We start from the raw sequence: 13,535 nt of genomic DNA, 5'->3' as shown, positions 1-13,535 counted from the left end.
GGTGCCTCTCGGTGGTTGAGGTGCTAGAGGGTTCGGCCGCCGTGGTATTCAGGGCGCATGATCGGCAGCGGTTGCCTGCGGAGGCGTTCGATCGCGGGCGAGGTCTGCCCGTCACTGATTGCCATGAGCTGGGCGTCGGAAGTCCGGCGCATCTTTCCCCAGACCTGGGCCAGGGGCGTATTCGTCACGGCGATGAGGTAGCCAGTCGCTTCGTAGGCGCCGCGCTGGTAGCAGTGCGGGTAGCGGTGCAGGACGTCGCCGGGCCGGTTGGTGGCGTCTCCGTGGCGATGCCAATTCGCGCACGGGGGGCACCAGGCGAAGACCTGCGTGAGGGCTGTTGGTTCACCGGGGCGCCGGCCGATGAACCCATAGAGGGTGGGCGCTTTGAGCCAGGCGCAGCGGGTGCAGTTGCCGCAGAAGCAGGACCCCGGCGAGTGGGGTGCGGTGGCGGTCACTGTGCCGCCTTGGGGAGAACCACGTTGTGCGGGTGGTATTCGCCTTCGTCGTCGTCGGCGAAGGCGTTGGTGAGGTTGTGGGTGAGCTGGCGGGTGAAGTCGTCCAGGTCGTCCCAGAGGTCGGTCCAGCCGTCGGCGGGCGGGTAGGTCTTCTCCAGCCAGGCTTCGAGGGCCCGGCCGCAGCGCCCCTTGTGGGCGACGTAGATCGGCGACTGACGGTGTGGGCCGGGCTTGCCTTCGCCAGCGATGGTGGTGCACCAGGTGACGATGCCCTGGTCGACGACCTGCTTACGGCAGGCGTCGCAGATGAAGGCGGGGCAGTTCATGGCTTCCGGGGGGCCGGAGCGGGCGACGTATTCGATCACTGGTTCCTCCTGGTGTGGGTGGGGTGTCGATGTTGTCCGGGTGCGGGTGTCCGCGCTATGGGTTCGGCCGTTTTCGGTGGCGGTCAGGCGGCCGGCTGGGGGAAGAGCATCCGGTAGTCGTTCTCCGCCGACTCCAGTTCCTCTTCGTTGGTGCCGTTCCTCTGCGTGCGAAGCGCTGCGAGGACTTCGTCGAGGGTCGGTGCGGGGCGGGTGGCGGAGTCCCACATACCGAGCAGGGTGTGCGTGTCCGCGTCGAGCGTTTCGACCTCGAAGTTGTGCAGGTTCTGCCAGGTGAGGCCGGCCCACCTGAAGCCGCTGTCACCTTCGACGGTGGCCCAGCCGGGCATGAGGGCGAACGTGACTCCGTCGGCGTCACCGAACAGAACCCATATCGGGCGGGGCGCGGGGCGGAACTCGATGAGGTCGGTCACGGGGACTCCTTCGGAGAGAGAGGAAGAGCATTCGAGATTGGGTTGTCGGCGGCCCGGCTCACGTTTCACCCCCTCTTAAGAGGGGGGTGAAAACGTGAAGCTAGGCGCGTGAAGTGCGTGAGGCGTCGCGTGAAGCTGTGACCTGCATAAACGTTGTGGGCGTGAAGCGTGAGAGAGGTGCGTGGGGCTTGATGCGGAGAAGGGTGCGTGAAGCAGTTCGTGAAGCTCCACGCCGCGCTCACGACACCGAGCGGATCTGTAGGTAGTAGGTGGCTGAACTCGTCTTGGACTGACCCTCGTGGCGGAGCAACTGGCCAGCGTTGCGCAGCCCTTCGAGCCGCCGCCTCGCTTTCTCGACCTGGGCAGGAGTGGGCTTGTTTGTCTCGAACAGAGCCTCGGCCGCGCGCTTCGCGGTCAGCCCCTCTGCTCCGCTGGTACGTACCAGGTCGAGTAGGTCAGTCGTCTGCTGGACAGAAGAGGTGCCGCTTGGGTGGTCATGCACGACCCGGAACGGGCCCACCTCGTTCATGGGCTGCTTGAGGTGCCGGAACGAAACGACAGGGTCTCCGGGGTCGCCGTAAAGGGAGATGACTGACCCGGTTCCCGATGTAAGCCACACGGACCCGTAGACGTCGGAGATGGTGTTCGGTTCTCCTCCATTGGCTCCGGCCTTGCGGTTGTGGTGCAGCTCCAGCACCTGCACGCCCTCGGTCAGGGCCTTCTGTCTGGCGCGGTTGTACCCCGCGCCGACCTCATCGTCTGAGAGGCCGATTGCGGCGTCCTTCAGGCTGTCGACGACGACGGTGTCAGCCTTTGCGCGTTCGCACATCGCGGCAAGGATGTCGGGCCGCTTCGCGAGGTCAAAAGGGGGTGGCCCCTTCCAGACGATGAGACGCTCGTTCAGGATCTCTCTGTCGTCGAGGGCGAAGAGGCGGTTGGCAGCCCTCTGCGCCTGGGCGGGCCTGTCCATCGCGAGGTAGAGGACGCGCTCGCCCGGTGTGACTGGGAGTCCTAGAACGGTGTCCTGAAGGCCGAGGCGCGCCCGAACGACCTGGAAGGCAACCGTCGTCTTTCCTGCGCCTTGTGGTGCGGCGATCATCAGCGCTTCGCCTTCGGCCCACAGGACGTCCGCTTCCGATCCCCACACGGACGGCGGCGTGTCGGGGACGTCCAGAACGAACGCCCCGCCGGGCACGAACAGTTGGCCGAGTGTCTCCTCCGGCGAAGGGGCAGGTTCGGGCATGGGGGGAACTTCTCCCTCCCAGGGGTCCTCTCCGGCGTCCGAACTTGAGTCCTGCTTCACGCAGCCCTCCCTGCGGTGTAGGACAGGGCGCTCTCGATGGCCTTGTGGATCTCATAGTCGGTGCGTTGGGCGTCGCGGCCGGCGTCGTACATGGCGTCGCGCATCTCGGCTTCGTCACACAGCCCGCGGTGTACGAGGTACGCGGAGGCGGCGGTGACACGGACCAGGACGGCGTGCCGCTCGTTCTCTTGGGCGGTGGCGAGTTCGTGGGCGAGATCCTGCACGGTCTTGCCCCGGTACTCGCGGTCGTCCCGCTCGTTGCGCTGGCGGATGATGCGCGGCCGTGGCGGGGCGGGCGGCTTCGGCTTGTGTCCGGTGTGCTCCAGGTGGTGGAGCAGCCACTCCGGTGCCACGGTCGGTTCGGTCACGTCTCCGAGACGCCGGTACTCGCCATCCTTGGTGACCGAGGTGGGGCCGATGATGTAGCTGTTGGTCGACCGGATGTCGACGAGCCAGCCGAAGGCCCCCTCCGACTTGTTGATGACGACGCCGGGCGGGAGGCTGTGCCAGATGTGCAGGCCCCCGTTGGGGGTGCTGACCTGCATGGTGTCGGTGGGGTGCCGGGCCCCGTAGCGTTCGAGGGCGAGCGCCCACACGTCGTACCCGTCTTTGACCCCGGGAATGTTGGCGTACTTGTCGGGCACCGAGGCGCCGTTCTTGTTGGTGTCGAGGTCGACGATGACGAGCCCGGCCGGCCCGGTCGAGATCGCGAAGTTGAGGTCGGGGTATCGGTCGATCCACGTCTGGGCTTTGTCGTGGTCGAGGGTGGCCGCGTGGAACCCGTGGCACATGTCGGGCTCGTGGGGGCAGTCCTTGATGCCGTGGTGGCGGACGTAGTCGGGTGACTTGATGTCGCACTGGGGGCAGGACTTGACGGGCACTTTGGTGCCGGGTGTGAGGGCAGACACGGGGCAGCGCCGGTCGATGAAGGCGTGAAGGGCGCGGTGCCTGCGTTCGCGCGGGGTGTACCTGCTGCGGCTCACTGTGCGGTCTCCGTGCTGTTCAGGGCCGTGATGGCGTCTGCGGCGTAGCGGTGGAAGTCGTCGGTGTAGAGGCGGAGTACGGCGCGCACGGCCCATGGGCTGGGCTGTTCGGCGAGGTGCTCGCGGACGCTGTCCTTGACGATTTGGCAGCGGGCTCGTTCCTTGGCCAGCTGGAGGTGCTGGCGGCCTTGCTGCTCGGTTTCGTCGAGGTCGACGGGGGTGTTGACCGGCCACTGGCCGTTGGTGTTGCTCACGTGGTCTTCCGTTCGCGAGAGCGAGACGGGGCGGGGAACGTCTCGCGAAAGGGGTGGGGCAGGGGCCCGGCCCCGGGTGTGCGGGGCCGGGCGGCGGTCACCGGAAGTCGGCGGGGTTGAGGAACAGTTCGCCGCCGTGCGCGAGCCAAGCCAGCTGTTGGGCGTCGGTTCGGTCGGGCATGTCCCACCAGGTCCGTCCCCAGTTCTGCCCGGGAAGGGCCACCGGGGGCGGGTAGCCGAAGGTGCGGGCGATCTGGGTGATGGGCGCCATCGTGGCGTTCCATCGGCCGCGGGTGTCGGTGTGGACCCAGAGGTCTGCCCCGGGGGTGATGTCGGGGGTCAGGTCCCGATAGGCGGCGACGTGCTCAGGGGCCATGCCGTGTGTGCCGATGTGGCTCATCGATTCGATGACGAGCTGGGCGTCCGCCCAGTGCTGGCCGCCCGCGTCGATGAAGAACGTCTTCGCGCGGGCGTCACCGAGCAGATAGGTAGGCCCGTCGAGGCCCAACCACCTGGTGCTGGTCTCTTCGGTGAAGCTGACGCGTTCGGCTTCGTTGAAGGCGCGTTGGGCTTCCTGGAGTTGCAGGTGATGGCTCACAGGTTGACCCCCAACTCGCGGAGCGCGTGGCCGGCGGGGGAGCAGGAGACGACCCAGGACAGCGCCTTCTCGCTGATGAACCAGTCACCGAAGGCTGTCCAGCGCTTCCCGGCGACGTCGGGGGTCGCGTCGGGGTCGGGGGTGGTCCTCTGCACTCCAAGTTCGACGTAGTCGAGGAGGTACTCCCATCCGAACCGGCCGTTGCCTCGCTCCTCGTCGATGCGTCGCTGGTCGGCGAGCGCCATCTCGTGCATCCGCTCGGCGAAGGCGTGCGCCTTGTGCTGCGGCCAATCAATGACCTGGCAGATGTCCGACAGGAGCAGATAGGCGCGCTCCGTCGACTTGAAGATGACGTGCACCTCGCCGAAGCCGGGGATGTCGACGGTCTCGTCGTTGACCACGGGGGTGAGCGGGGTGACCTTGTCGATGCGTCGCATGGCGCGAACGACGTCCTCGGCCTGCTCGTCGGGCCCTTCCTCGTAGAGGATTCCGGGCTGCTTCTCGACGAGCACCTGCGCGAAGGACAGGAAGGGGTGGCGCTCCCGCGCCCCGCGGTTGATCGGAATTACGTCTGTCATGATGGGGTGAGTCCTTTCGTTGGAGCCCCGGTCGCTGGCGAGCGATGAGCCGGGGCTTCGGCGTGTGCGGGCTGGCGGCCCTTGCCTGCCGGTGTTCGAGCACCGGCGACCTGGCGGGGGCCGTTTCTATGCGCCGCGGAGGCCCTGAATCGGGGCCACGTCGTTGAGGTGGCAACCGCATTGGGAAAGCGGTTTGACGTCTGTGACCTGCACGTTTTCGGGGGTTTCCCCCCTTGATGGCACAGCCGGTTCGGTGGGGAATTCCGGCTCGTACAGGGCGGCGATGAGGTCGCGGGTGGGGATGCGGATCTTCCGGCCGAGCCGCAGGATCCGGGTGGCCGTCCACTCGTTCCGGCGGATCTGGGCGTAAACGGTGTCCGGGTCGACCTGAAAGATCGCGGCCGTCGTCCGGACGTCGGTGATGGGCCCGAGGGCTTCGATGGCGTCGCGCGTCCAGGTGGCCATCACGCCGACCGCCGTCCGGCGGCTTCGCCCTGATTCAGGTAGGCGATGACCTCGGACCTGTCGTAGCGGATGACGCGAGGGCCGAGACGCCGAGGCCGGGGACCTACGCCCTGGCGTGCCCAGCGCTTGACCGTGCTGATGTCCACTCGCGCCATGCGGGCGAACTCAGACCGGGGCACCATCTCCGCACATGAATGTTCGCTGAGATGCCGTTCTTCGGCAGTTTCGTTCTCCACGCTGCTAAGGGTGCATGCGGGGGTGGCAGGTGTCAAATGTTTCAGATACCGTCATCTCAGAAAACGGTCACGATCTAGAGGGAGCCTCGTGGACAGCTCGGAAGACGCGCAGCTCGAACTAGGCGAAGCCTGGCGAGCAGGGCTTGCGGCAGGGGTCGCCAAGAGGATGCGCGAGCGGCGCCTAGCGGTAGGCCTCAGCGTCCAGCGCGTAGCTGACATCTGCACGCGCGACTACGGCTTGCCGATGAAGCGCAGCGTGCTGGCCAACTTCGAGGGGGGCCGCCGGCCCGCCCTCAGCGTCGCCGAGCTTCTGGTGATCGCTCGCATCCTGGGCATCACCCCACTGGATCTGCTCTTTCCGGTGGGTACAGAGCCGGAGACCGAAGTTCTCCCCGGGATTCGTGAGGAGACCTGGGAGGCAGCCAAGTGGTTCACGGGTGAGTCGGATGTGATCCCTGGCCTCCGCGGCGCCGCTGATCCTCGATCCGAAGCGCAAGCTGTCCAGCTGTTCCGCGCCCATGACCGGCTGATCGAGAGCTGGGGTGCGCAGCAGCGCTTCAACATGACTGCTATGCAGGACCGCGCCGCAGCTGGTGGCGCCCCCGACGCGACCTTCTTTGAAGGCATGGCCAAGGCCCTTGCCGACCTCGAAGCGTCCATCCGAGAGGTCCGGCAGAAGATCCGCAGCGTCGGACTGACACCCCCCTCGCTGCCCACTGGCCTCGCCCTCAGCGAGGAGTCGCGGCAGTTCGCTGACACTCCCGCCGGGCGGGAGTTGAACAAGTACGCACCACGCACAGATGGAGAGACGTGAAGCCATTTCGGGCCTGCTCATGCAGGGATCCGCAGACGAAGAAGCTGCTCGGAAAGAAGTGCCCTGACCTGGCGAAGAAGGGTCACGGCGGGTGGTACGCCCGCTATGAGGCGCCGCGCACCGCGAACGGGAAGCGTCGTCAGCCGCGCGTCGGCCCGTTCAGCACCGAGACGGAGTGCAAGAAGGCCGTTGCCAAGGTGCTCGGTACGGCCGCGTCCCCCAAGGCGCAGGACGAACGGAACACCACGTTCGGGGAGTACCTGGAGCGGCGCTACGCCTGGCGGGTCTCCGAGGCCGAGACCGGGGAAGGGCTCGCGAAGACGACCCTGGACGCTGAGCGCGAGACCATCGACCTGTACGCGAAGCCGGGCCTCGGGCACATCAAGGTCATCGACCTGACCGATGAGCACTTCCGTGAGCTGTACGCCGACATGCGGAAGATCAACCGGCCGGAGGAGCACACCGCGAAGACGGAACTCCTGCGCCGGCTCCTTGAGGCCAGGTACAGCCAGGACGGGAAGCGTCGGCACAGCCGGCCGATCGGCGAGTCCCGCATCCGCCGAGTGCACGCCGTTCTCCACGGGGCACTGACCGACGCGGTGAAGCTGTCGAAGATCCGGACGGACAACCCGACGGACGGGGTCTGGAGATCGAAGGGCGGCAAGAGGAAGTCGGGCCGCAAGAAGCCGCTGCTGTGGACCGCTGAGCGGGTCGAGCAGTGGCAGAAGACCGGGGTCATCCCGGCGCGGGTCATGGTGTGGACCGCGGACCAGACCGGCAACTTCCTCGACTTCGCCGAGGCGTCCGGAGAGCGTCTGTATCCGGCGTTCCACCTGGATGCTTACTACGGTCCGCGCCGTGGCGAACTGGTCGCCGCCGAGGAGCAGCACTTCAGTCTTGAACGGGCCCGCCTGCACATCCTCCAGTCGCAGGCCGCCGACGAGCTCGACGACACCAAGAGCGAGGCCGGATGGCGGCAGGTCCCCCTGGACGCGGAGACCGTGCGGGTTCACCGAGCCTGGCACAAGCGGAAGCTTGAGGAGCGGTTGCAGTGGGGTGAGCTGTACAAGGACTCAGGCCGGCTGTACTGCTACGAGGACGGGCAGGAGCTGAAGCCCGAGTACCTGTCGAGCCGGTTCGCGATCCTCATCGAGCGGCACGGCAACATCCGGGCCCGGCACGCCGAGGGCTGGTCGGTGGAGCGGATCGCCCGGAAGTACCGGACGCCCGAGGCCGCGGTCGAGGTGGCGTTGCTGATGCCGCTGCCGCCGATCCGTTTCCATGATCTGCGTCACGGTGCGGCGACGATGCTCCTCGCGGCCGGTGTGCCGATCAAGTTCGTCAGCGAGATCCTGGGGCACGCCTCGGTGTCGTTCACGATGGACATCTATGCGGTGGTGGCCGAGGAAATGGCCGCCGACGCCACGGCACGTATCGCGGCGTTCATCCCCCGCCAGAACCGCCTTGTGGCGGTTGGTGCCAGCACGGTGCCATCTCGGCCCTGATCCGGGCCTGAAAACGACTCAGGGAGCCCGCACCGTTTGGCACGAACTCCCTGGTCAACTGCGGAGGCGGAGGGATTTGAACCCTCGATGGGCTTTAAGACCCAAACCGCATTAGCAGTGCGGCGCCATAGACCGGACTAGGCGACGCCTCCTCCACACACCTCGCGCGGACGCGAGTGGTGCGTGCAGATGATGACACAGTCGAACGTCGTGCCACCAATCGCCGCTCAGGTTACTAGCCATGCGGGGGGCAGGGCAAAGCACTTCGGCGTGGTGGCGCAACGTCCGGGCGGGAGACGCGTTAGAGAGGCGTGGAGGCTTCGGTCTCCGCCGGTCGGGAGCGGCCGGGTGCGGCCGTGAGCGGTCGGGCCCGCCGCCCAGCACCCGACCGCCCACCCCTCGCTCATCCGTCGCGTCCGCGGTCGTCCGTGACGCGGAGATACAGGAGCCCGCATGTTGCGCCGTCTCGCTCTCGCCGCCGTCGTATCGCTCGCCGCCCTGGCCACCACCGCACCCGCCGCGACCGCCACCGGTCCGGTGCCCTCGGCCGTGCCCACCGCCGGGCCCCTCTCCTCGGCCTTCCCCGCCCTCGGGCCGCTGCCCGTGCCGCTCCCGCCGCTCCCCTCGTTCCTGGACGGCGGCAGCGGCGTGGGCCAGGAGGAGACCGCCGCGCGGACCCGGCTCACCGTGACCGTGGAGCACTCCGGGGTCGCCGGTGCCGACGGCACGTTCGAGCTGACCTGCGGGCCCACCGGAGGCACCCACCCCGAGCGGCAGGGCGCCTGTGACCGGCTCGCGGAGGTCGGGGCGACCCGGGCGGGGCAGGAGCTGTTCCAGCCGGCGCCCCAGGGCACCATGTGCACCATGATCTACGGCGGCGACGCCTCCGCCCGCATCGTCGGAACCTGGGAGGGCCGGGCCGTGGACACCACCGTGACCCGGGGCGACGGCTGCGAGATCGCCCGCTGGAACAACCTCGTTCCGGTGCTCCCCGATCTCCGATAGGGCCTGATAGATCTTCACTGAGGCTCCCGCAGGACCCGCTCCACCTCGCGTCCGCGCACGTCACAGGGTGCGCGGACGCTCACGTCATAGGCCGGTGGCGTACACGCCGTGCACAGAACCTTGGTGAGAGCTCCCCCTCATCCGCCGCCCCCGGGCCCTCCCCTGGCCTTAGACTCCTCCAGTGACAGTCTGCGGCCCGAGGGGCAAGATGGGGCCCGCTGTCGGCAAGGTGCGGTAATCAGGGAGGAAGCGTCGTCGTGAGCAGCAGGCCATCCCGAGGCACTGCTCGCCTCGCAGCCATACTCGATGCCCTTCCGGACGGGCTTCTGCTCGTCAATTGCAACGGCACGGTCGTCAACGCCAACGCCATCGCCCTCGAAATGTTCGAGACCCCGGGCACCGCGCTCGTCGGTCGCGGACTGCTGGATCTGCTGCCGGAGTTCGACTCCACGCTGATCCCGGGATCGATGCGCCGGCCCGAGGCTGCGGACGAGCAGGGCAGGACCAAGCCGACGCGCATGATCGCGCGCCGCACCGACCGGCACGAGTACCCGGTCGAGGTCACCAGCGCCAGTCTGGACAGCGGCCAGGCCGCGTACAACGACATCCACTCCAGCTACACCGGTGACGAGCTGCTCATGCTCGTCGTACGGGACCTCTCCGGCACCGTCGACACCGAGGCCGAGCTGGCCCGTTCGCAGCGCCAGACCGAGATGATCCTGCGCGCCGCCTCCGAGGGCGTGGTCGGCACCGACACGGACGGGCGCGTCGTCCTCGTCAACCCCGCCGCCGCCCAGATCCTCGGCTTCCGGGCCAGCGACCTCGGCGGCCAGGAACTGCACCCGCTGATCCTGCACTCGCGGGCGGAGGGCGAGCCGTTCCCGTACGAGGAGTCGCCGCTCGCCGACACCCTCAAGTCCGGGCGCAAGCACCGCGTACGCGGCCAGGTGCTCTGGTCCAAGAGCGGCGCCCAGGTTCCCGTGGACCTGACGACCGCACCCGTGCGCGACGGGGACCAGCTCGTCGGCGCCGTGATGACCTTCACCGACCGCAGGCCGTACGAAGAGCTCTCCGCCCAGCACAAGAACGTCGTCGCCGAGCTGACCACCAGCCACTCCGACGAGGTCACCGCGCTGAAGGAAGCGCACGCGGCCGAGCTGGCGGCGCTCAAGGAGGCCCACGCCGCCGAGCTGGCCGACCGGACCGAGCGGTACGCCGCCGAGATCGAGGGACAGGCCGAACTCCTCGCCTCCGTGGGCGCCCAGCACTCCCAGCTCACCGCCGTCCTCGGCGGTTCGCTGCGCGGGCCCCTGGAGGAGCTGCGCGGTGAGCTGTCCATGCTCGCCGCCGACCCGGCCGGGCAGCTGTGGCCCGAGGCCAACCAGATCCTGCACCACCTCGCCGCCGGGTACGCCCGGATGACCACCCTCGTCGACAGCGTGCTGAGCTACCAGCGCCTCGACGCGGGCGTGGAGGGGCTGCACAAGGCCCCCGCGATGATCGACGGGATCGTGACGGGCGGGATCGACGGGGCGGTCGAGCTGATCGGACCCGGGCGCGCCCAGTTCGCCGTGCACGCCCCGCCCATCGAGGCCGAGGTCGACGCGGTCCGGCTCGCGACCGCCCTCGCCCATCTCGTCGCGGACGTCTGCGGTGTGGACTCGACCGGCAAGACCCGGGCCGTCCCCGGCGGCGGCTACGTCGACTCCACCGTGGTCGTGGCCGCCGCCCAGCGCGGTGACGTCGTACGGATCGAGGTGCGCGGCCCGTTCGCCGGGGGAGACCCGGTGCACGAGCCGATCGTGCGCGGCATCGTCCAGGCGCACGGCGGTGTGCTCCAGACCCACGAGATGCCGGGCATGAGCGGCAGCGCGTACGTCCTCGACATCCCGATCGGCGCCGGCTCGGGCGCCATCGCGCCCCCTGAGGTGCCGATGGAGATGTCCCCGGCGCCGGTTCCCTCCGCCGAGAGTGTCGGGGCTCCGGGCGTCACCAGTGGCGGGCGGCGCCGGGCGCGCCGGTCGTCGACCGACGCGTTCCTGGACAGCCCCGGCGGTGCGCCCGAGGCCGAGGCCGCCCTCGCGGAGGGCCAGGGAGGGGCAGGACCCGGCGACGGGCCCGTCGCCGAGCCGACCGGGCGGCGCCGGGCGCGCCGTGGTCCGGCCGCGGACGAGGAGCAGGCGGTTCCCGAGCTGATCCCGGCCCAGCAGGGCGAGGGGTCGGGGCGCAGGCGCGGACGGCCCAGCCCGGCGGAGAGCGGCGCGGTGGCGGCCGGAAACGGTACGGCTGAGAGCGGCCCGGCCCAGATCGAACCGCCCCGGCCGGCTCACCAGCAGGCCCAGCAACCACCCCAGCAACAACCCCAGCAGCCGCAGCGGCAGGCTCTCGCGCTGACCTCCGCGCCGTCCTCCGCGCCGTCCGAGGGCTCCGTCGTCACCGCCGCCGAGGGCGCCCAGGGCGCCGGACGTCCCCAGCGCGGGCAGACCGTGCCGCCGCAGGGCGTCCCGGCGGACCCGCAGCAGCCGGTACCGCCCGCCGGACGGCGGGCACGGCGTGAGGACGACCACCGTCCGGCGCTCCCCGCCCTCGCGGCCGGCAACGGCGGTACGAGCCCGGAGCACGGCCCGTACAACCAGAACGGGCAGAACGACCCGAACAACCAGAACGGCCTGAACGGGCAGAACGGGCAGAACCAGCAAGCCCCGGCCCAGGCTCACTCCCAGGCCCAGGCCCAGCAGCCCGGTGGCCGTCGGGCCCGTCGAGCGCTGGCCGCCGCCCAGGAGCGCACGGCCGCCGAGGCCGGTCCGCGTACCGCCTTCGCCCTGCCGCCCGCCGACGCGGACCGGACCCCGGCCACCGCAGCGGCCACCGCGCCGACCACCGCACCGCCCCCCGCCCCCGCGTCGGTCCAGGCGCCGGGCACCGCCCCCGTACCCCCCTCCCCCTCCCCCTCCCCCTCCGGCGACGAGACCCACCACGGGCGCACCGCCCCCGAGGCCGGTCACACGCCCCCTCCGGCCCACCCCGTGGCGCCGAACGCCGACTGGCCCGGCGCCCCGGACCGGGACGCGGCACCGGACGAGCAGCCCTGGGGCGGCGTACCGCAAGCCCCGGGTTCCCCCCGTCCCGCGCCGGACGACCGGTCCTGGGGCGGCGACGGGCAGACCGCCCACACCACCGGCACCGCGGCCGTCCCGGCGGCGCACCCGGCCGACTCCGGCGCGTCCCTCGCCACACCGGACGCGCGGCGGCAGCCGCTGCCCGCCGAGGAGCCGATGGCGGACGTCAACCCCGACTCCACCCAGGGGCGCGCGTTCAGCGTGCGGACGCTGGGCCAGGGGGTGCCGTTCGCGCAGCACCTCAGCCAGCAGCAGAACCAGCCCGTCCCCACTCCGCCGAACCAGCAGCACAGCATCGGTGGCGGTGCCGGCCGGAGGCGGAAGCTCTCCGCCCCGCCGGAGGGCGAGCGCCCCACGGCCCCGTCGTCGCCTGCCGCAGGCACGGATCCGGATACCGCCGCCGCGCAGGGACAGCAGCCCCAGCCGCCGGAGGGTCAAGGGCCCGCCGACCCCACCAACCCCGGCTCGGGCCAGTTGCTGGCGCCTCCGGTGGCCGAGGGGCGCGCGTACGCCATAGGGGCGCCTGACGAGGGCGCCGAGGGTCCCGAGCCGCTGGACGGCCCCGGCGGTGCGGTCGAGGTCGCCAACCGGCCGCAGCCCCGCCCGCTCGACGACGAGCTGCCGCCCGAGCCGCTGGACAACCCGCGCCGGCTGCTGGTCTGGCCCGCCCCCGACGTACCGACCCAGCAGGCGCTCAGCGACCGGGGCTACCGTCCGGTGATCGTCAACTCCCGTGAGGAGGTCGACGCCCAGATCGCCGCGTTCCCCGCCGCGCTCTTCGTCGACCCGCTGACCGGGCCCATCACCCGTACCGCGTTGCAGTCGCTGCGCCAGGCCGCCGTCGCCGCCGAGGTTCCGGTGCTGGTCACGGCCGGTCTGGGGCAGGCGACCCGGGAGGCCGCGTACGGGGCCGACCCGGCCGTGCTCCTCAAGGCGCTGGCCCCCCGCGACAGCGAGCAGCACCCGCCCCGGGTTCTCCTGATCGAGGAGCACGAGGAGATCGCGGCGGCGCTGGCGCAGACCCTGGAGCGGCGCGCGATGCAGGTCGCGCGGGCCGCGACCGACAGCGAAGCCGTCGACCTGGCGGGCCGGATGCGGCCGAACCTGGTGGTCATGGACCTCATGCAGGTACGCCGCCGGCGCGCCGGGATCATCGACTGGCTGCGGGCGAACGGGCAGCTCAACCGCACCCCGCTGGTCGTCTACACCTCGGCCGGGATGGACCCCTCGGAGCTGCCGCGGCTCGCTTCCGGGGAAACCGTTCTCTTCCTGGCGGAGCGATCGACCAGCGACGAGGTGCAGTCCCGGATCGTCGACCTGCTGGCGAAGATAGGCACCAACTGATCCAGTTGACCACGCACGAAGGCGGGGGCGGTACGGGAACTCCCGTACCGCCCCCGCCCTGTTTCACGTGAAACCAAGGC

14 protein-coding genes and 1 tRNA gene are annotated in these 13,535 nt (G+C 70.1%); 4 read left to right on the top strand and 11 right to left on the bottom strand.

Annotated features, from left to right (window positions below; translation table 11 throughout):
* Positions 1-23 precede the first annotated feature (23 nt).
* The 10 genes from ACFWRT_RS12565 to ACFWRT_RS12520 form a co-directional block, all read right to left on the bottom strand.
* Positions 24-455 (bottom strand): hypothetical protein, encoded by a 432-nt coding sequence (locus ACFWRT_RS12565; RefSeq protein ID WP_380951742.1) that lies wholly within the window; start codon positions 453-455, stop codon positions 24-26.
* Positions 452-820 (bottom strand): hypothetical protein, encoded by a 369-nt coding sequence (locus ACFWRT_RS12560; protein WP_380951741.1) that lies wholly within the window; start codon positions 818-820, stop codon positions 452-454. Before ACFWRT_RS12560 ends, ACFWRT_RS12565 begins: the two co-directional genes overlap by 4 nt.
* Before the next feature lie 83 nt (positions 821-903).
* Positions 904-1,251, bottom strand: a complete 348-nt coding sequence (locus ACFWRT_RS12555) for a hypothetical protein (RefSeq protein ID WP_380951740.1) — start codon at positions 1,249-1,251, stop codon at positions 904-906.
* A 238-nt stretch (positions 1,252-1,489) separates the two neighbouring features.
* On the bottom strand, positions 1,490-2,494 hold the full coding sequence (locus ACFWRT_RS12550) for an AAA family ATPase (protein ID WP_380951739.1): 1,005 nt from the start codon (positions 2,492-2,494) through the stop codon (positions 1,490-1,492).
* Between the two features lie 56 nt (positions 2,495-2,550).
* Positions 2,551-3,537: a bifunctional DNA primase/polymerase gene (locus ACFWRT_RS12545; RefSeq protein ID WP_380951738.1), complete on the bottom strand. Its 987-nt coding sequence runs from the start codon at positions 3,535-3,537 to the stop codon at positions 2,551-2,553.
* Positions 3,534-3,791, bottom strand: coding sequence for a hypothetical protein (locus tag ACFWRT_RS12540; protein WP_380951737.1), 258 nt, complete (start codon positions 3,789-3,791; stop codon positions 3,534-3,536). Before ACFWRT_RS12540 ends, ACFWRT_RS12545 begins: the two co-directional genes overlap by 4 nt.
* Positions 3,792-3,888: 97 nt before the next feature.
* Positions 3,889-4,389, bottom strand: a complete 501-nt coding sequence (locus ACFWRT_RS12535) for a hypothetical protein (protein ID WP_380951735.1) — start codon at positions 4,387-4,389, stop codon at positions 3,889-3,891.
* The gene (locus ACFWRT_RS12530) at positions 4,386-4,967 is read right to left on the bottom strand and encodes a hypothetical protein (RefSeq protein WP_380951734.1); all 582 of its coding nucleotides are present in this window, start codon (positions 4,965-4,967) and stop codon (positions 4,386-4,388) included. The genes ACFWRT_RS12535 and ACFWRT_RS12530 overlap by 4 nt, the downstream gene beginning before the upstream one ends.
* A gap of 126 nt (positions 4,968-5,093) precedes the next feature.
* On the bottom strand, positions 5,094-5,432 hold the full coding sequence (locus ACFWRT_RS12525) for a DNA-binding protein (RefSeq protein ID WP_380951733.1): 339 nt from the start codon (positions 5,430-5,432) through the stop codon (positions 5,094-5,096).
* The gene (locus ACFWRT_RS12520) at positions 5,432-5,668 is read right to left on the bottom strand and encodes a helix-turn-helix transcriptional regulator (protein WP_380951732.1); all 237 of its coding nucleotides are present in this window, start codon (positions 5,666-5,668) and stop codon (positions 5,432-5,434) included. The genes ACFWRT_RS12525 and ACFWRT_RS12520 overlap by 1 nt, the downstream gene beginning before the upstream one ends.
* Before the next feature lie 88 nt (positions 5,669-5,756).
* Here ACFWRT_RS12520 and ACFWRT_RS12515 point away from each other — a divergent pair, with 88 nt between their 5' ends.
* Positions 5,757-6,482, top strand: coding sequence for a helix-turn-helix domain-containing protein (locus ACFWRT_RS12515; RefSeq protein WP_380951731.1), 726 nt, complete (start codon positions 5,757-5,759; stop codon positions 6,480-6,482).
* On the top strand, positions 6,479-7,987 hold the full coding sequence (locus ACFWRT_RS12510) for a tyrosine-type recombinase/integrase (RefSeq protein ID WP_380951730.1): 1,509 nt from the start codon (positions 6,479-6,481) through the stop codon (positions 7,985-7,987). Before ACFWRT_RS12515 ends, ACFWRT_RS12510 begins: the two co-directional genes overlap by 4 nt.
* A gap of 61 nt (positions 7,988-8,048) precedes the next feature.
* Here the strand turns inward: ACFWRT_RS12510 and ACFWRT_RS12505 are convergent.
* Positions 8,049-8,139, bottom strand: a tRNA-Ser gene (locus ACFWRT_RS12505).
* A 301-nt stretch (positions 8,140-8,440) separates the two neighbouring features.
* Here ACFWRT_RS12505 and ACFWRT_RS12500 point away from each other — a divergent pair.
* Both ACFWRT_RS12500 and ACFWRT_RS12495 read left to right on the top strand, forming a co-directional pair.
* Positions 8,441-8,992, top strand: a complete 552-nt coding sequence (locus ACFWRT_RS12500) for an SSI family serine proteinase inhibitor (RefSeq protein WP_380951729.1) — start codon at positions 8,441-8,443, stop codon at positions 8,990-8,992.
* Between the two features lie 257 nt (positions 8,993-9,249).
* Positions 9,250-13,455 (top strand): hybrid sensor histidine kinase/response regulator, encoded by a 4,206-nt coding sequence (locus ACFWRT_RS12495; RefSeq protein ID WP_380951728.1) that lies wholly within the window; start codon positions 9,250-9,252, stop codon positions 13,453-13,455.
* The last annotated feature ends 80 nt before the right edge of the window (positions 13,456-13,535 follow it).

The organism is Streptomyces cyaneofuscatus, from assembly GCF_042718795.1.
GTDB classification, from domain to species: domain Bacteria; phylum Actinomycetota; class Actinomycetes; order Streptomycetales; family Streptomycetaceae; genus Streptomyces; species Streptomyces cyaneofuscatus_A.
The sequence above is the reverse complement of the archived record's forward strand: the minus strand, read 5'-3'. Positions and strand labels throughout refer to the sequence as shown.